This window comes from Paracoccus sp. PAR01 (assembly GCF_014851995.1).
GTDB lineage: Bacteria > Pseudomonadota > Alphaproteobacteria > Rhodobacterales > Rhodobacteraceae > Paracoccus > Paracoccus litorisediminis.
The window spans coordinates 1-18,226 of record NZ_JACVAW010000036.1; the positions used below are offsets into that span (position 1 = coordinate 1).

At 63.6% G+C, this 18,226-nt stretch carries 15 protein-coding genes and 2 pseudogenes; 7 read left to right on the forward strand and 10 right to left on the reverse strand.

What is annotated here, in order from left to right; all coding sequences use genetic code 11:
* A pseudogene (locus tag IB235_RS23350) lies at positions 1–905 on the reverse strand (transposase); the annotation flags it as partial.
* 661 nt (positions 906–1,566) lie between these two features.
* Between IB235_RS23350 and IB235_RS23355 the strand changes: the two are divergent.
* The gene (locus tag IB235_RS23355; protein ID WP_192338767.1) at positions 1,567–2,586 is read left to right on the forward strand and encodes a GSU2403 family nucleotidyltransferase fold protein; all 1,020 of its coding nucleotides are present in this window, start codon (positions 1,567–1,569) and stop codon (positions 2,584–2,586) included.
* A gap of 134 nt (positions 2,587–2,720) precedes the next feature.
* On the opposite strand, the pseudogene IB235_RS26005 reads toward IB235_RS23355, so the two are convergent.
* Positions 2,721–3,298, reverse strand: a pseudogene (locus IB235_RS26005) (LysR substrate-binding domain-containing protein).
* 59 nt (positions 3,299–3,357) lie between these two features.
* On the opposite strand from IB235_RS26005, the gene IB235_RS23370 reads away from it, so the two are divergent.
* Positions 3,358–3,870: a GMC family oxidoreductase gene (locus tag IB235_RS23370; RefSeq protein WP_370576983.1), complete on the forward strand. Its 513-nt coding sequence runs from the start codon at positions 3,358–3,360 to the stop codon at positions 3,868–3,870.
* A gap of 174 nt (positions 3,871–4,044) precedes the next feature.
* A complete protein-coding gene (locus tag IB235_RS23375; protein WP_225612585.1) occupies positions 4,045–4,911 on the forward strand; it encodes a GNAT family N-acetyltransferase in 867 nt (288 codons plus the stop codon).
* Between the two features lie 35 nt (positions 4,912–4,946).
* On the opposite strand, the gene IB235_RS23380 is transcribed toward IB235_RS23375, so the two are convergent.
* Positions 4,947–6,266, reverse strand: a complete 1,320-nt coding sequence (locus IB235_RS23380; RefSeq protein ID WP_192338771.1) for an FAD-binding oxidoreductase — start codon at positions 6,264–6,266, stop codon at positions 4,947–4,949.
* A gap of 218 nt (positions 6,267–6,484) precedes the next feature.
* Here IB235_RS23380 and IB235_RS23385 point away from each other — a divergent pair, with 218 nt between their 5' ends.
* Positions 6,485–6,964 carry an Lrp/AsnC family transcriptional regulator gene (locus IB235_RS23385; protein WP_225612586.1) on the forward strand — a complete coding sequence of 160 codons (480 nt, stop codon included), beginning with the start codon at positions 6,485–6,487 and terminating at the stop codon, positions 6,962–6,964.
* On the opposite strand, the gene IB235_RS23390 is transcribed toward IB235_RS23385, so the two are convergent.
* The 7 genes from IB235_RS23390 to IB235_RS23420 form a co-directional block, all read right to left on the reverse strand.
* Positions 6,961–8,607: an ABC transporter ATP-binding protein gene (locus IB235_RS23390; protein ID WP_192338772.1), complete on the reverse strand. Its 1,647-nt coding sequence runs from the start codon at positions 8,605–8,607 to the stop codon at positions 6,961–6,963. The two genes, IB235_RS23385 and IB235_RS23390, sit on opposite strands and share 4 nt — an antisense overlap.
* On the reverse strand, positions 8,607–9,449 hold the full coding sequence (locus tag IB235_RS23395; protein ID WP_155041571.1) for an ABC transporter permease: 843 nt from the start codon (positions 9,447–9,449) through the stop codon (positions 8,607–8,609). The genes IB235_RS23390 and IB235_RS23395 overlap by 1 nt, the downstream gene beginning before the upstream one ends.
* Complete coding sequence (locus tag IB235_RS23400; protein WP_192338773.1) at positions 9,449–10,402, reverse strand: ABC transporter permease; 954 nt, start codon at positions 10,400–10,402, stop codon at positions 9,449–9,451. The genes IB235_RS23395 and IB235_RS23400 overlap by 1 nt, the downstream gene beginning before the upstream one ends.
* A 56-nt stretch (positions 10,403–10,458) precedes the next feature.
* On the reverse strand, positions 10,459–12,072 hold the full coding sequence (locus IB235_RS23405) for an ABC transporter substrate-binding protein (protein ID WP_192338774.1): 1,614 nt from the start codon (positions 12,070–12,072) through the stop codon (positions 10,459–10,461).
* A 348-nt stretch (positions 12,073–12,420) separates the two neighbouring features.
* Positions 12,421–13,335 carry a glyoxylate/hydroxypyruvate reductase A gene (locus IB235_RS23410; RefSeq protein ID WP_192338775.1) on the reverse strand — a complete coding sequence of 305 codons (915 nt, stop codon included), beginning with the start codon at positions 13,333–13,335 and terminating at the stop codon, positions 12,421–12,423.
* Positions 13,335–14,711 (reverse strand): aspartate aminotransferase family protein, encoded by a 1,377-nt coding sequence (locus tag IB235_RS23415; protein ID WP_192338776.1) that lies wholly within the window; start codon positions 14,709–14,711, stop codon positions 13,335–13,337. The genes IB235_RS23410 and IB235_RS23415 overlap by 1 nt, the downstream gene beginning before the upstream one ends.
* 17 nt (positions 14,712–14,728) lie before the next feature.
* Positions 14,729–15,544, reverse strand: a complete 816-nt coding sequence (locus tag IB235_RS23420; RefSeq protein ID WP_192338777.1) for a GNAT family N-acetyltransferase — start codon at positions 15,542–15,544, stop codon at positions 14,729–14,731.
* 116 nt (positions 15,545–15,660) lie between these two features.
* On the opposite strand from IB235_RS23420, the gene IB235_RS23425 reads away from it, so the two are divergent.
* From IB235_RS23425 to IB235_RS23435, 3 genes are read left to right on the forward strand one after another with little or no spacing between them, the layout of a single operon-like run.
* Positions 15,661–16,506, forward strand: a complete 846-nt coding sequence (locus tag IB235_RS23425) for a haloacid dehalogenase type II (protein WP_225612588.1) — start codon at positions 15,661–15,663, stop codon at positions 16,504–16,506.
* 5 nt (positions 16,507–16,511) lie between these two features.
* The gene (locus IB235_RS23430) at positions 16,512–17,789 is read left to right on the forward strand and encodes an FAD-binding oxidoreductase (protein WP_192338778.1); all 1,278 of its coding nucleotides are present in this window, start codon (positions 16,512–16,514) and stop codon (positions 17,787–17,789) included.
* On the forward strand, positions 17,789–18,142 hold the full coding sequence (locus IB235_RS23435; RefSeq protein ID WP_192338779.1) for a cupin domain-containing protein: 354 nt from the start codon (positions 17,789–17,791) through the stop codon (positions 18,140–18,142). The genes IB235_RS23430 and IB235_RS23435 overlap by 1 nt, the downstream gene beginning before the upstream one ends.
* Positions 18,143–18,226 lie beyond the last annotated feature (84 nt).

The window sequence follows — 18,226 nt, forward strand, 5'->3', positions numbered from 1 at the left end:
CACAAGTCTCCCGACGTAGGACGTTGTCGACCCTGATCGTCTTCGGATAGCCGATCTTTCGGCAGATCCGTTCCAACGTCCTAACGACGTCCTCACCGCGATACTGGAAGCGCACATCCGTCGCGGGCAATAGCGGGAATGCGTATCGACAATAGTCAGGATCCGCAGCTTCTTGCCCAGAGCCAACTGGTCATGGACAAAATCCATTGCCCAGACATCGTTCGGCCCAACGGCATCAGCGCGATCATCGCGCAGCTTCGCCTTCACCGTTTCGGGGTCTTGTTCCGCAGCTGCAGGCCTAACGCTCTGTCAATATTGTAGACTGTCTTGATGCTGACCTCCCAGCCTTCCCGGTCGAGGACGACGTAAACGCGGCGGTAGCCATAGCGCACACCAATCGCCGTCGGGCTCGGACCGATGGCGCCTCGACGGCTCATATTCGCAGATCTCCCTGATCCGCCGTTTCAGCTACGCCGGATCGGTGCGGCGGGATTTGTAGTGGTAGCTCGAGCAGTCAAATCTCAGGGCCCCGTCGCCATCTGCGCTCGGACCGATGGCGCGCTGATGGTGACCCCTGCGGATCGAGACCGCCCAGTCTGCGCACATCCCGCGAACCAGTTCACGCGACCGTTCCGGCTTCAGAGCTTTCGCCGAACAACGTCCTGCAGCACCTGCCGGTCGAGCGTCAGGTCCGCCACGATCCGTTTCAGCCGCGCGTTCTCGTCCTCAAGCTGCTTCAACCGCCGCATCTCGTCGGGCAGCAGCCCGCCATACTTCTTCTTCCAGGCAAAATAGGTCGACTGGCCGATCCCGGCCTTCCGACAGATCTCGGCAACTGATGTGCCTTCCTCGCCCTGCTTCAGAATGAACGCCTTCTGCGCTTCCGTGAACTTCGATGCCTTCATCGTTTTCAGCTCCTCTCCCAGCCGGGGAAGGTTAGCCGAAAACTCCAGCTTCAAACGGTCCAGTTTTCAGGGGGCACAGCATTTGGGCCACCGCGATTCCTGCGGCCGCCGATTGCGTCAACTCGCAGACGCAGGTTGCCGACGTGATAACAGACGACGCGCGGTCGGGGGCGAGCTGGCAGCGTCGGGTAGAGCGGCGGGTTGTAGGGGTTAGACGGATCGCACTTGAGCAGGGCCGAAACCAGCAAACCCTTTTTCCCACTGGGGACTGGGCTGCGATCATCAGTGACCGAATACAATGATGCATCACAGCGGAAAGCGGTTGTCGTGCCGGCGCGGTCAGCGAATTCGTTCAGGTGCACTATTCCGCTCTCATCTCAGATGTACTGCATCCCGCAAGAGAGGACATCAGACAGGTCACCACGCTGCCGCCGCCGCGTTAGAAGTTCAGGATCTGTGCGCCAGGGCCAATTTGTCTAGACGATCAGCTTGGGACATGAAGCCAGCGCGCGATGCACCGCCTTTAGTTTGGATTCAAATCAAGGCAGCCCGGCGCTACCGCTCGGGTTGGGCTTTGATGTGTGCATCAAAATATTTTTGGCTGCACGCTTGCGATTGCGTGCAGCATAGATATATTTGATGCACACACCGAGGTGCTTCGATGACCATCACTTCCCATTCCCGTGCCGCGCAGGTGGCCTATCAGGATTTGCTGCGTCTTCATCTGGATGAGACCGCCTCGGAACTGATCGGCAGCATCGAGGAACGCCCGCGTAATGGGCGCACTTACCTGTACGATAAATTCCGTATCGGCACCGAGATGAAAAGCCGCTATCTGGGCGAGGATACCCCCGAGTTGCGGGCCCGCCTGATCCGCGCCGCCGAGTTGAAGGCCGCGGCCGAACCGCGCCGAAAAACGATGGCGCGACTTGCCCGCGTCCTGCGCGCCGAGGGGTTCATTGCCACTGACCGGGATACTGGCTCGCTGCTTCTGGCCTTTGCCCGCGCGGGCGTCTTTCGCCTTGGTGGCACACTTGTCGGCACGGCGGCCTATGCTCTCTATCAGGGCGAGTTGGGCGTCCGCTTCGACTCGGAAGAACTGGCGCAGACGGGTGACATCGATTTTGCCAGTTTCGAGCGGCTCTCGGTTGCCTTGGGGGACACGGTTGAGGAAAATCCGGGCGATATTCTGCAGGCACTGAAGTTCGATCCGGTGCCGGGCGTACAGGATCGGCAGGTCTGGAAATGGCGGCAGAACCGCGGCGAGGCCATGGTCGAGTTTCTCACGCCCGCTTTTGGCGACGAGCGGGTCAAGCCTTTGCCGGCGTTGGGGGTCAGTGCGCAGGCCCTCAACTACTTGAATTTCTTGATTGCCGAGCCGATCCCGGCAGTGGCGCTTTATCGGTCGGGCGTGCTGCTGCAGATCCCGCGGCCCGAACGCTTCGCGATCCACAAGCTGATCGTCGCTGATCGTCGCCACGGCGGTCCCGATCAAGCCAAGTCGCGCAAGGACCGCGGCCAGGCGGCATTTCTGATCGAAGTGCTTGCCGAGGACCGGCCCGACGACCTTCACGAAGCCTATGAGGATGCTCTGTCACGGGGTCCACGCTGGCGCGAAAGGCTAGACGCGAGTCTGGCCAGACTGCCCGCGACTGCCGCGACCTTGCGGGCTTTGGGATGATGTGACGCGGGGCAGGGGATATTGAAACTTATGGCGAATGGGCGTGTCATCCCGGATCGCGAACAGGTTAAGCGGCCACAATGACGCGTTAACAGAACCTCAGCCCCGGTGTTCGATCTCGCGCAGCAAGCCCATCACGGATGGACGAACCACGCGACGCTCGGGCGGGTCAGGTAGCTGAGATAATCGGTCCGGGCGAGCGTGGATTTCAGGAAGGTGATCGAGGTCGTCTCCATCGCCACTTTCGCGCGCGGTAGCCCGGCCTTGCGGAGTATCTGATCCAGCGTCAGCCGGTCCGGTTCGGGCATAGGGGGCAGGAGCCACGGATAGGCAGGCAGATCCGCCAGCGCGACCCGTTCAAGTCTGGCCAGGGGATGGTCGCGACGGCAGACGATCCGCACCGGCTCGAGCAGGACGCTGCGCCATTCGAAATCATCGCTTTGCGGCTCGGACGGCTTGAGGGTGAAGAGGATGTCAGACGACCGTTGTAAAGCTGTGGCAGCAGGTTCTCGTTGATGCCCTCATGCACGACGATCGAGATGTCGGGGGCCTCGCGATTGAAACGGATCAGTGCGTCAGGCAGCAACTGCTGCAAGGCGATCGGCAGGGCTCCGATCCGCAGAACGCCGCGGCGGGCGCCGCGCAGGGCGTCGATCTCGTTCACGGCCTCGTCGGCCAGTTCCAGGATCAACTGCGCATAGCCCAGCAACATCTGGCCGAACAGGGTCAGCGCGTGCCATTCGGGCCGCGATCAAGCAGCCTTGCGCCCAGATCGTCCTCGATCCTGAGCACGCTTTTGGACGTCGCGATGCCTGGGGTATCAGCGTTCCGCATATCGACTGCCGCCCTCGGGGCGAGGATCATCAGGTGATGAAGGTGCAAAGCGAGGGCTTCAAGCAGATGATCAAGGCTGTCGAGGGCGAGATCGACTTTGTCGGCTCTCCCCTTGGGTTGGAGGAGTTTGGTCGCGGGGCCTATCCCGATGCCGATGCGTTCAGCCGCGCGCTGTTTCGCCGCTCATTCCACCGCTCGGTGCTGATGGGGGCCGCCATTCACGAAAGCGGTGGCGCAAGAATGGGGGATGATCCGAAGCGCTCGGTTCTGAACAAGGGGAACCAATGCTGGGACGCACCCAATCTGATCGTGTCGGATGCCAGTGCCTTCTGCAGCAGTGGCGTCACCGGCACGACGCTGACCGTGATGGCACTGACCCTGCGCGCTTGCCGAAATCTGGCCGCGGCGCTCAAGGATCAGGATCGCCGCATTCCCGCCGGTGACCTGTAACCCTATTCGTTTGTCGGCACGTTGGGCTGACCCGGGCCGCATCGAAACATTCCAAGCCCATCCTCGCTGCAGCTATTTAGCAGGAAATGCTGTTTTCCCGCTCATTTCCGCTAGGTTAGCCTTTCCGCCCTCCTCTAGTATGGAAATAAGGCGGCAACCGGGCAGGAGCAGACCTTGGACATTGCGGAAACCATCGACATCGCCGGATACGAGCTGAGCCTTGAGCCGATGACGGTTGAAGACATCCCGCGGCTGCACGAATTGTCGGTGGCGGTCAGTTGGCCGCACCGCGCCGACGATTGGGCCATGGTGATCGGGCTGGGCCATGGCTGGGTGGCGCGCGACCAGATCGGGCGGGTCTTTGGCTCGGCCATGTGGTTCCCGTTCTCGGACAGCGTGGCCTCGATCGGGATGGTCATCACCTCGCCGCGGTTGCAGGAAAACGGCGCGGGCGGCTGGCTGATGCGCCGCGTTCTGGCCGAAACGCAAGGCCGTGCCCGCGTGCTGAATGCCACCAAAGAGGCGTTCCGGCTGTATGTCTCGCTGGGGTTCAAGACGCTGGCGGCGGTGCATCAGATGAATGGCGTGGTGACCTCGGTCCCCGAATTTCCGGCCACCGCCCGGACTATGCGCGATGCGGATCGCGCGGCGGTGCTGCGGTTGGACACCGACGCGATGGGTGTGGCGCGCCCCGAGGTGATGGCGGCGCTGCTGGCGGTCTCGCAAGGGATGGTGATCGAGCGGGACGGCCAGATCGTGGGCTTTGCGCTGCTGCGCCAGTTCGGGCGCGGCTGGGTGATCGGACCCATCGTCGCGGAAAGCGAGGCAGATGCAATGGCGCTGTGCGGGCCGTTCATTGCCGCGCATCAGGGCCAGTTCATGCGCGTCGATACCCGCGAAACGGACGGCCCCTTCCGCGACTTCCTGACCGCAGCGGGGATCGAAGCTTATGACACCGTCCAGCGCATGTCGCTGGAGCCGCTGCCCGAGCCGGTGGGACCGGCGCGGACCTTTGGTCTTGTCAATCAGGCGCTTGGCTAGGGGATTGGGGCGCGGATAACCGCGCCCTTGTCGATTCAGAAATCCGCGACCTTACCCCAGACCGAGCCGTCCAGCCGCGACGGATGATAGGGCGCGGCATCGACGATCGGCACGCTTCCGGTCACGATATCCGCGATCAGATGACCCGCGCCCGGCCCGATGCCAAAGCCGTGCCCGCTGAACCCGGCAGCAAGGATCAGGCCGGGAATCCGCGTCTCACCAATGGCCGGAACCCCGTCAGGAGTGCTGTCGATATAGCCCGCCCATGACGCGGCCATCGGAACCTTCTCCAGCCCCGGAAAGACCTCGCGAGCGCGCGCCAGCGTCAGCCTGATCTGCCCCATGTCGGGCCGGGGGTCGAGGATGCGCACGCGCTCCATCGGCGTCTGGCGGTCCAGCTTCCAGCGGCACAGCGATTCATGCCCCGATTGCCATCCCTGCAACCCGCCCGGTGCCAGCGACTTGCGGCGCTTGAAGAACATCGGCAGGAACTTGGACCAATAGCGCATCTGCTGCGGCGTCACATCCACCCGCGCCGCACCAGACACCGCCAGCGTATGACCGCCATCCCCGCGCCGCGTGATCGAGACATGGCTGGTATGGACCGCGTCGGGCAGGTCCGCCCCCGGCGCGACCGACAGGATCGACGACCGCACGCTGGCCTGCGGAAAGCTGAGGCCCAGTTGATGCAGAAAGGACGAGGCCCACGCGCCCCCCGCCATGACCACGGTTCGGGTGCGGATCACGCCCTTTTCGGTGACGACGCCAGCGACTGCACCGCCCAGTAGCTCCAGCCCGCGCGCGGCGCAGTTCTGCACGACCCGACCGCCGAAACGTTCGATCCCCAGCGCGATGGTGGGGGCGGCACGCTGCGGATCGGCAATGCCGTCCGAGGGCGAAAACACGCCGCCCTTCCAGTTTTTGCCCGTGGCCGCGCCGCGTTCGCCGGCCTCAGTTGCGCTCAGCATATGGGTGGTGACGCCCTCGCCGCGGGCGAAATCGCGCCAGCGCGCCCAACCAGCAATCTCCGCCTCATTGTTGGACAGATACAGCAGCCCGCAGCGGCGGAACCCGACATCCTGCCCGATTTCGGCGGCGAGCCGGTCCCATAGCGTCAGGCTTTTGGTCGAGATCGGCAGTTCGCGCGCATCCCGGTTCTGCTGGCGGCACCAGCCCCAGTTGCGGCTGGACTGTTCGGCTCCGATCCGGCCCTTTTCCAACAGCACCACCGACAGCCCCCGCTGGGCGAGGTAATAGGCGGCGCAGGTGCCGACGATGCCACCGCCGATGACCACGACATCGGCCTGCTTCGGCAACTCGGCTGCGGTTTCGATCGGCATCAGGGGCGCGGGCATGAAAAACTCCTACTGTTCCGGGCAAAGCTAGGCGAACAAGGCGAAAGCATCTGCCGCATCGACGTCAATGACGGAATATTGTGCTGAAAGTCGGCAATCATGCAGAGCCATGAATTGCTGACCGAACGGCGGATATGCGCGCGATTTCCTACTGCCATGCCTTGAGGCTGCGGAATTTTATGCGTAGCCTGCCTGAACCCTTCGTATACAGGCGCACCATGCTGAAACTCGACCGCATCGACATCCGCATCCTGCATGAACTGCAGCGCAACGGGCGCATCACCAATGTCGAGCTGGCCGACCTGGTCCACCTGTCGCCCAGCCCCTGTCTGATGCGGGTCAAGAAACTGCAACAGGCGGGATTCATCACCGGCTATTCGGCGCAGATCGACGTGGCCAAGCTGGGGCCGACCCTGACCGTCTTCACCGAGATCACGCTGAAGAACCACCGCCAGATCGACTTCGCTCGCTTCCAAGAGGCGCTGCTGAAGGTCGAGGAATGTATCGAATGCCATCTGATTTCGGGCGGCTATGACTATCTGCTGAAATTCGTGACCGGGGGTATCAGCGAATATCAGGCCATCATGGAGGGCCTGATCGACCGCGAAATCGGCATCGACAAGTATTTCAGCTTTGTCGTGATGAAATCGCCCTTTGTGAAAAGCCACCTGCCGCTGAAGAACATCTTCAGGCTTTAGGCCGACTTGGCGACGCGCAGCGGCACGCCGTCCAGCCAGCCAGTATCCAGTTGCGGGACCGAGGCGAACAGCAGCTGCGAATAGGGATGACGGGCACCATGCGGCAGGCTGTCGGCGCGCAGCGTCTCGACCGTCTCGCCGCCATTCATCACCATCACCTCGTCGCAGATCGCCTGCACGGTGGACAGGTCATGGCTGATGAAGACATAGGACAGGTCCAGTTCGCGCTGAAGCTCTTTCAGCAGTTCGATCACCGCCGCCGCGACCACGGTGTCCAGCGCCGAGGTGATCTCATCACACAGGATCACCTCGGGGTTTGCGGCCAAAGCGCGGGCAAGGTTCACCCTCTGCTTCTGTCCGCCGGAGAGTTCGCCGGGCAGGCGATGGGCAATGGCCTTGGGCAGGCGCACCATGTCCAGCAACTGGGCGATGCGGTCCTGTTTCGCAGCACCTTTCAGCCCGTGATAGAAGGTCAGTGGCCGCCCCAGAATGTCACCGATGGGACGGGCCGGGTTCAGCGCCGTATCGGCCAGCTGAAACACGATCTGCAAGCGGCGCAGGTCTTCCTTGCTGCGCGCGGCGGCGGCGGGTTCCAGCAATTCGCCGTTCAGCAGCACCTTGCCCGAGGCAGGCGGCAGCAGCCCGGCAATGGCACGGGCCAGCGTCGATTTACCCGAGCCGCTTTCCCCGATCACGCCCAGATTGCTGCCCTTGGCCAGACGGCAGCTGACATCCTTCAGGACCAGCTTATGCGGCATCCGGTCGGGGCCAAGCGGCCCGTAACCGGCAATGACATTCGCAACTTCAAGGATCGGGACCCGCGCCGCCGCTTCGGGCTGGGCCGCACGGGCATAGGCCACCGGCTCGAATGCCGAAAGCAATTCGCGGGTATAGGGATGGGCGGGGCGATGCAGGATGGCTTCGGTGGGACCGATTTCCTGCACCTCGCCGCCCTTCAGCACAACGATGCGGTCGGCGATCTGGGCCACGACGGCCAGATCATGGCTGACATAGACCCCGGCCATGCCGCCCGCTTTCATCACCGATTTGAAGGCACGCAGCACCTCGATCTGGGTGGTTACATCCAGCGCGGTGGTGGGTTCGTCAAAGATCACCAGCTTGGGGTCGCCGATCAGCGCCATCGCCGCTGAAAGCCGCTGCAACTGCCCGCCGGACACCTGATGCGGATAGCGCTGGCCGATGTTTTCAGGGTCGGGCAAGGCCAGCGCGCGGAACAGTTCGACCGCCTTGGCGCGGGCCTGCGGCATCGGCATGGTGCGGTGGATGCGGGCGACCTCGATCACCTGATCGATCAGGCGCAGCGCCGGATTGAAGGCGGCGGCGGCGCTTTGCGGGACATAGGCGACCTCGGTCCCGCGCATCGCCTGACGCTGGCGCGGGGTCATCTGCACCAAGTCGCGCCCGGCCAGACTGACCGACCCGCCCGAGATCTCGCAGCCGGTTCGGGTATGGCCCATCAGGGTCAGGGCGATGGTGGTCTTGCCCGAGCCGCTTTCACCGATCAGTGCGACGATTTCGCCCGGCGCGATGTCGAAGCTGACGCCCTTGATGATCGGGATGACATTGCCGGCATCGGTGGTGGCCTTGACCTGAAGATCACGGATTTCGACTAGGTTTGGCATCATTCGCTCCGGTCGCGGATCTTGACGGGCAGGTTGTCGATCAGCAGGTTCACGCTGATCGTCAGGCTGGCAATGGCCAGGCTGGGGATGGTGACGGCGGGCGCGGCAAAGGGCAGGCCGCCGATATTCTCGCGCACCAGACTGCCCCAGTCGGCATTGGGCGGCTGCACGCCAAGGCCAAGGAAGGACAGGCCCGACAGCAGCAGCACGATAAAGACGAAGCGCAGCCCGACATCGGCCAGCACCGGGCCGGTCATGTTGGGCAGGATTTCCTTCAGGATCAGATAGGGCGTGCGTTCGCCCCGGGCGCGGGCCACGGTGACGAAATCCATGGTGTTGATATTGACCGCCAGCGACCGGGCAAAGCGATAGGCACCGGGCAAGTAGATCACCGCCAGCACTGCGATCAGCACCGGGATGGACGAACCCACCGCCGCCACCATGACCAGCCCGAACAGCTTGGATGGGATCGAGTTCAGCGCATCCAGCACCCGCGACAGGATCGTGTCGAACCAGCCGCCGGTGACCGCCGCCGTCATCCCCAGCACCACGCCCGAGGCACAGGCCAGCACCACCGCCGCCAGCGAGATGCCGACCGTGTAGCGCGCCCCCATCAGGATGCGCGAGAACATGTCGCGCCCCAGATAATCCGAGCCGAACCACAATTCGCCGGTCATCGGGCCGAAATATTCAAAGTCGATGATGTCTCCGGGCGGATGCGGCATCAGCCAGGGGCCGATGATGGCGATGACGGCCCAGAACAGCACGATGGTCGCGGCAAGGATGCCGGTCCAGCTGATGTGATAGCCAAGCCTGCGGGGGGTGGGGAAGGAAACAGCCATTACTTGCGCAATCTGGGGTTCGAGAGGATGGCGATCACATCGGCAAGGGTGATCAGGACCAGATAGCCGATGCAGAAGATCATCGCGCAGCTCTGGATCAGCGGCAGGTCGCGGGTGGCGACGGAATCGACCATCAGCCGGGCAATGCCGGGATAGTTGAAGACCGTCTCGACGATGATGACGCCCCCGACCAGATAGGACAGCGACAGCGCCACCGCGTTGACGATGGGACCGACGGCATTGGGCAGCGCGTGACGCAAGACCATGCGCGAACGGGATGCGCCCTTCAGCAGCGCCATCTCGACATAGGGGCTGTCCAGCACGCTGATCATCGCAGCGCGGGTCATGCGGATCATCTGCGCGCAAATCACGCAAAGCAGGGTGATGACCGGCATGGCAAAGATCCGCAGCATCTCGCCGATGCTGGACACGTCATTGCCGAAGGAGAGCGCCGGCAGCCATTTCAGCCAGACGGCAAAGATCAGCACGGCCAGCGTTGCGATCATGAATTCCGGGACCGAGATCACCCCGATGATGCAGGTGCTGACGATGCGGTCGTAAAGCGTGCCGCGATACATCGCGGTGGTGATCCCCAACGTCAGCGCCAAGGGCACGGCCAGCGCGGCAGTAACCGCCCCCAGCCGCAGCGTGTTCAGCAGCCTGCCGCCGATCAGGTCGGCGACCGGCATGCTGTTGGCATAGGAAGTCCCCAGATCGCCCTGCGCCAAACCCCAGAGCCAGCTTGCATATTGCACCAGCGCGGGCTGATCCAGATGCATGGCCTGACGCAGCCCGGCCACGGCCTCGGGGGTGGCGGCCTGACCCAACAGGATCTCGGCCACGTCTCCGGGCAGCATCTGGGTCGCGCCAAAGACCACGGCGGACACGATCAGCAATGTGATCGCGGCGACGCCCAGCCGGCCAAGAACAAGTCTGGGGATTTGCGAATTCATCCAAAGAGACCTTTCACGAAAGCAACGGGGGCGGCGGATGCGCCCCCGTCCGGGGATCAGGCCTGAAGCCAGACATATTCGGCCATGGCATAGCCCATCTGGCCGCCCAGCGGATTGGTCTCAAGCCCTTGCAGCTTGTTCGTCTTGGCCTCCATGTCCGACAGCCAGACCGGGATCGCGGTCGCCGCCTCGTTCGAGACGATGACCTGACATTCGTCGTAGATCTCCTTGCGCTTGGAGTCGTCCAGCTCTCCACGGGCCTCGTGGACCAGCTTGTCGAACTTCTCGGAGCGGAACTGGCTTTCGTTCCACGGCGCATCCGAGGTGTAGAGCAGCGAGAACAGGATATCCGGCGTCGGGCGCGGGTTGATATTGCCGAAATGCACCGGGGCCTGCAGCCAGTATTTCGACCAGTAACCGTCCGAGGGCACGCGCTGGATGTCGAATTTCATCCCGATCTTCGACCCGGCCTGTTGCAGCAGCGTCGCCATCTCGACCGAGGACGTAGCCGCATCGGAGGCGACGATCGGGATGTTTTGACCCAGCAGTCCGGCTTTCTCGAACAGGGACTTGGCGCGTTCGGGATCGAATTCGCGGGCCTTCAGCTCGGCATTGTGGAAGCGGTTCGAGGGCGAGATCGGCTGGTCATTGGCGATGACCGCGCGGCCACGGGCGATGGATTTGGTGATCAACTCGCGGTCGAACAGGTATTTCATGCCCTCGGCGAAGCCCGCCTTGTCGCCGGGCGCCATGTCCAGCCGCATGTTGAAGTTGGTGTAGTTGCCGGCGGTGTTCTGCACCACGTCGATATTGCCCGCGGCTTCGATCAGGCGCAGCGCCTGCGGCTTGATCGAGGCAGCCAGATGGATGTCGCCCGACAGCAGCGCATTGACCCGCGCGGTATCGTCGGGAATGGCGAAATATTCGAAGCTGTCGACATGGGCGCCGCCGGATTTGAAGTAATTCTCGTTTCGCTTCATCAGCGATTTCACGCCGGGCTCAAAGCTTTCCAGCGCGAAGGAACCGGTGCCGTTGCCCTTGCTGAAATCGGTGGTGCCGTCGGCCACGATCATGAAATGGTGCATGGCGAGGATGCTGGGAATATCGGCATTCGGCGCGGTCAGCGTGATCTGCACGGTGGTCGGGTCGATGGCCTTGATCTCGGTCATCTGCTTGGCCATCGCGTTGACCTTGGAGCCGACGCTTTCGTCCAGATGGCGGTTCAGCGAATAGACCACGTCATCAGCGGTCAGGGTCTTGCCGTCATGGAAGGTCACGCCCTTCTTCAGCTTGATGGTCCAGACCTTGGCATCGTTCGACTCGACGCTGTCGGCCAGCTCCATCTGGACCTCGCCCTTGCCGTTGAGGAAGGTCAGGCGGTTGTACAGCGCGCAGCAACGCACGTAATCGGTCGCCTGCGAGGCCTTGGCCGGGTCCAGCGTGTCGGCGGTGGACGAGGACCAGCTGGCCCCGATCAGATGGCCGCCGCGGACCGGGGTCGCGGCCAGCGCGGCGCTGGCGCGGCCCAGAATGCCGCCGCCGACGGCAAGGCCGATCCCGCCCGCCATGAACATGCGCAGAAGATCGCGCCGCGAGGCGCCGCGGCGCATGGCGTCTTCGACCATTGCATCGTCCGAACGGGACCAGTTGGTAATGCCGGTGTTGCTCATCGTTCTTCCCTGTTCTTGCGCCGTCTGGCGCGGATGGAACGCCCTTGCGGGGCATATGGCCGATCCGTCGCAGGCGACAGGACCGATCCGCCGGAACTGGGCAGGCATGCTGTTTCAAGGATCGTCTCTTCCCCGATCCGCAAACATTTGTGCGGTGACGGGGTATTCCCTGTTGGCAGCATGATCTGCCGGATTTTCTTGCCCCGATCTTGCGCCGGGGTTGATCATTGGCCTTGGTCAGCCTTGACCGCTAAGGGGCAGAATGAAACGAAACGGCGCTTGGGATGCGTCGAAATCGTGGCTACCGCAGCATATTATGCTGAACTGGCAGCGGGCGGCGGAATGCCGTCAATAGCCTCGCTGCCGATCGATCTGGCCCGGCACGCTTGTGCCCGCCAGATCGGCTCGGATGCCAGCGATGACATGGGCCGCGCCCTCGGCGGCGCTGGTCTGGCTGGCGATATGCGGGGTCACGATGACGGCGGGGTGTCGCCACAGGGGATGGTCGGCGGGCAGCGGCTCGGGTTCGGTCACGTCCAGCATCGCTGCCGCGATCTGACCCGAATCCAGCGCCGCCAGCAGGTCCTGCGTCACCAGATGCCCGCCCCGGCCGACATGAATCAGCCGTGCGCCATGCGGAAGCCGGGCGAACAATTCGGCGTTCAGGATGCGCTGCGTATCCGCCGTCAGCGGCAACAGGCAGATCAGCAGATCGGTCCGCGCCAGAAAGGCGTTCAGATCGGTGAAGCAGGTGACGCCCTCGACCGACTTGGCCGTGCGGCTATAGCCCGCAAGGTCAAAGCCAAAGGGCCGCAGCCGGTCGATCACCGTCAGGCCCAGCTGGCCCAGCCCCATCACCCCGACCCGGCGCTGTGGGGCGGGCAGGTTCTCGCCCGCCTGCCATTCGCCTTGTGCCTGCCGTGCCAGATAGGCGGGCAGGTCGCGATGCAAAGCCAGCGTCGCCAGCGTGGCATATTCGCCCATCTGCGCCGCAATGCCCGGCTCCAGCATGCGCGCGATGCCGATATGCGCGGGGATCTGGCTTTGGTCGAACTGGTCCACCCCCGCGCCGATGGAGAAGATCAGCCGCAGGTTCGGATAGGTCTGCGCCAGATCCGGCGGCGCGGTCCATGTCACCAGCCAGCGCACCGCCAGCGGGTCCGGAGCCTGTCCGACATGGAAATCCACATCGGGCAGGGCTTCGGCAAAGGCCGCGCGGAACACTTCGGCCCGCGCGGGCGTGGACAGGAACAGAACCGCCATCAGCGCATCGCCGCGCGGATATCGGGATCGTCCAGCGTCTGGTCCAGCGTCTGCCGGGTGCGTTCGACGATCTGGTCGATCTCGGCTACAGTGCAGCATAAGGGCGGGGCATAGCCGATCACGCCTTGGGCAAAGGCGCGCACGACCAGCCCGTTCTGCCATGCCCGGTCAAAGATCCGGGTCGAGGGCTGGGCCGCCGCTGGCAGCGGGGTCTTCGACTGCTTGTCGGTGACCAGTTCGATCGCGGCCAGCATGCCGCGCCCGCGCACATCGCCGACCAGCGGGTGATCGGACAGGCCCTGCAGCCCGGCCAGCAGCCGTGCCCCCATTCGGCGGCCATTTTCCAGCAGCCCGTCCTCGTACAGGTCCAGCACGGCAAGGCCGACGGCGGCACTGACCGGATGAGCGGAATAGGTATAGCCGTGACCCACTGCCGCCGCGCCCGCGCCATCGGCGATGGTGTCATAGACATGATCCGACAGGAACACCGCGCCCATCGGCACATAGCCCGAGGTCAGCCCCTTGGCCGTGGTCATCATGTCGGGGACGACGCCCTCTTCCTCGCAGGCAAAAAGCGGGCCGGTGCGGCCAAAGCCGGTGATGACCTCATCGGCGATGAACAGGATGTCCAGCTCGGTGCAGACCGCCCGCATTGCGGCAATCCAGCCCTTGGGCGGAACCAGCACCCCGCCCGAGCCTTGGATCGGCTCGACATAGAAGGCGGCGACACGCTCGGGGCCGCCGATCTGGTCGATCTTGGCGCGCAGTTCCGCGACCGAGGCCGCGATGATCGCCTGCGGATCATTCCCGACTGGGTTGCGATAGGCGTAATGCGAGGAAATCTTGTGCTGCCAGTCCAGCGGCAGGCTGAAACCCGCATGGAAGGCGGGTAGCGCCGTCAGTCCGGCACCCACCGTGCTGGACCCGTGATAGCCCTGCTGGACCGAGATGAACTGATCCTTCTGCGGCAGCCCGCGCGCATTCCAGTAATAGCGGGCGAAACGCACGGTGCTGTCCACCGCGTCCGAGCCACCCAGCGTGAAATAGACATGGTTCAGATCGCCCGGCGCATGATCAGCCAGCCGCGCCGCAAGTCGGGCGGCGGGTTCCGAACCAAGGCTGAAATAGCCGGTGGCATAGGGCAGTTCGCGCAATTGCTTCGTCGCGGCCTCGATCACCGATTCCTGGCCATAGCCGGCATTCACGCACCAAAGGCCCGCGAAACCGTCCAGAAGCTGGTGCCCGGTTGCGTCGGTCACCGTCGCGCCCTTGGCTGATTTCAGCAGGCGCACGCCGGTGGCTTCATGACCGCGCCATGAGGCGACGGGATGGACCAGATGCGCCCGGTCCTGTTCGATCAGGGAATTGCTGAGCATGGGTTTATCTCCTGTTGTCAGCCAAGGGCCTGGGCGGCAAGCGCGAAGCGTTGGAACGCGCCTGTCCCGGCCTGAATGTTTCCGCGCCGCATGGCGATGCCGGTATCGACCCGCGCAAGGCCGATGTCCTGCAGCCATCCGGCAATGTCCGTCTGATCGGTGGTGTCGACGCGCATGAACTCGCCGCCACGACCGGCCAGCACAAAGCCCAGCAGGTCGCGGGCCGTCGCATCGTCCTGCGCCACCACCGGCCCGACAACATGGCCGCGCCCGAAATCGCGCATCACGGCAAAGCCCTTGCCGTCGATCAGCGCGATCCGACCCCGCTTGGCCAACGCCGTTAGCAAGCTGGCACGATCCGCACCATTGGTGTCGCGGTCCATGGCGACAATCGCGGGCAGTTCGGCAGCCTCGGCCCAACGGACGCCCTGCACTGCGGGCAGTTCGGCCACATGGCCCTGATGCTGATGCACCAGCCCGCATTCGACAAAGCCAAGCTTCAGGTAAAGCGGCAGCCCGGCTTGCGTCGCCACCAGCCGCCATTCCTGCGGCTGTGCCAGCGCCATTGCCTGCTGCATGATCTCGCGCCCAAGGCCGCGGCCGCGCATCGTTTCATCGACGATGATCATGTTGACCATGCCGACCGGACCAAAGGGAGTGGCCAGCGCGGTGGCGACGACGCGACCATCTTCCTGCGCGACGACGCCTTGGCTGACCGATTGCACCAGCGCCCAATCCTCGCGCCGATGCGGCCAGCCCGCCTCACGCGACAGGCGCAGCGCGGCGTCAAGATGTTCGGGCCCGAAAGGGGCGAAGTTCAGGGTCTGGGTCATGGAAAACCTTTTGGGTCGGGATCGGCACATCATGCGGTGTTCTGCACCGATCTTTGACGGCATCGCAGCTTTTCACAGAAATCTTCGGCTGTTCCTTGCTGGGGTGGCAGCAGGAAATGCTGTCACGTTCAACTGTGCTGGCCCGTGGGGCAGGGGGCGATTGCGGGCTGTCGCAACTCTCTGCCGTCATGGCGTCTCGATACGGTGTTTTCTGCTACGCGCGGCGGCAATTGCGGCCAGACTGGTCGGCGGCGGCGCTTAGGATCAGGACAACCCATCTGCACGAGGACATCATGGCCCTGTTCCGCCCGAAATACGTGACCTTCGACTGCTACGGCACGCTGACCAATTTCGACATGGCCGGCGCCGCCCGCCGCGTTTATGGCGAAGAGCTTGACGAGGCCGCGATGACGCAGTTCATCAAGAACTTCGCCGCCTACCGTCTGGATGAAGTTCTGGGCGCATGGAAGCCCTATGCCGAGATCGTCCACAACTCGCTGGAACGCACCTGCAAGGCGAATGGCGTGACCTTCCGCCCCGAAGATGCCCTGCGTGTGTATAATGAGGTTCCGACCTGGGGTCCGCACGCGGACGTGCCCGCCGGATTGGGGAAGCTTGCGAAGGAAATCCCGCTGGTGATCCTGTCCAACGCGATGAAGGTGCAGATCCCTCATAACGTCGAAAAGCTGGGCGCGCCATTCTTCAAGGTCATCACCGCCGAGGAAACCGGCGCCTACAAGCCGCAGATGCAGGGCTTCGAATACATGCTGGACGTGCTGGGCTGCGGGCCCGAGGACATCACCCATGTGTCGTCCTCGTTCCGCTACGACCTGATGACCGCGCATGATCTGGGCATCAAGTCCAAGGTCTGGGTCAATCGCGGCCACGAACCCGCGAACCCCTATTACGAATATACCGAAATCAAGGATATCGGCGGGCTTCCCGGCGTCTTCGGGATCTGAGCGCGATGAAATTCGTCTCCTACTGGCAAGACAGCGTGCCGCCCTTTGCCGGGGCGGCCAGCGGGCCGGTGCAGGGCCATTACGATGTCGCGGTGATCGGCGCGGGCTTCACCGGCCTTGGCGCGGCGCGCAAACTGGCGATGGAGGGCCGCAGCGTCGCGGTGCTTGAGGCCCGGACGGTGGGCTTTGGTGCCTCGGGGCGCAATGGCGGCCACCTGAACAACGGCATCGCGCATAGCTATCTGGCGGCACGGACCGAATTCGGGGCGGAAAAGGCCCGCGCGCTTTATCGTGCCTTCGATGACGGCATCGACACCATCGAACGTATCGTGCGCGAGGAGGGGATCGAGTGCGATTTCCGCCGCTCGGGCAAGCTCAAGCTCGCCTCGAAGCTGCAGCATATGGAGGGGATTGCCCGCAATTTTCAGGCGATCCATGCCGAGGTCGATCCCGAGACCGAGCTGCTGACCCGCGACGACCTGCGGGCTGAGGTCGGTTCGGATGCGTTCCATGGCGCCATGCTGCAGAAGAAAAGCGCCATGATGCATATGGGCCGCTTCGTCACTGGTCTGGCCGAGGCAGCCGCGCGACGCGGCGCGACCATCTATCAGAACGCTCCGGTCACGGCGCGGCGTGAAATGGGCCGAGGCTGGCAATTGGACACCCCGCGCGGGTCCATCACGGCGGACAAGGTGCTGCTCGCAACCGGGGCCTATACGACGCCCGCCTTCGGCTGGTTCCGGCGGCGCATCGTGCCCGTGGGCAGCTTCCTTCTGGCAACGCGCCCTTTGACGCCGTCCGAGATCGCGGCGACGCTGCCCGGCAACCGGACCTGTGTGACCTCGCTGAATATCGGCAATTACTTCCGGCTTGCCCCGGACAATCGGCTGATCTTTGGCGGCAGGGCGCGGTTTTCGGCACGCTCGGATCAGCAATCGGACGCGCAAAGCGGCGCGATCCTGCGCCAGGCGATGGCGGGCATCTTTCCGCATCTGGCCGATGTCGCGGTCGATTACTGCTGGGGCGGCATGGTCGACATGACGCAGGACCGTTACCCGCGCGCGGGCTTCGCCGATGGGGTGCATTTTGCCATGGGCTATTCCGGCCATGGCGCGCAGATCGCCAGCCATATGGGCGAGATCATGGCCGATCTGATGATCGGCAAGACCGACCGCAACCCTTTCTCTGACCTGCCATGGAACGCGGTGCCGCTGCATACCGGCAAGCCATGGTTCCTGCCGCTGGTCGGGCTGTATTACAAAACTCTGGACAAGGTGAAATGATGGACCTGCTGATCAAGATCGACCCGAACAACCTGCCCGCCCCCAAGGCATCAAAGCCCCTGCCCGAGCGGCTGGTATCGGGCGACCCGTCCTTCACCACCTGGGCTTTTGACGAGGGCAAGGAAGGCCGCGTCAAGACCGGCATCTGGGAGGCAACTCCGGGTGAGACGCTGTCGATCAAGGGCGAGATCTACGAATTTTGCCATATCCTTGATGGCGTCGTTGAGTTGACCGAGGATGGCAAGGAACCCGTCACCTATCGCAAGGGCGACAGCTTTGTGATGAAGCCTGGTTTTCGTGGGGTCTGGAGGACGATCGAGACGATCCGCAAGATCTATGTGGTGATCGAGTAAGCATCGCTTTCTGGAAACCAACGGGCGCCGTCTCTCCACGGCGCCCGTTTTCTTTCTTGCCCAAATATCCCGGGGGGACGCCAC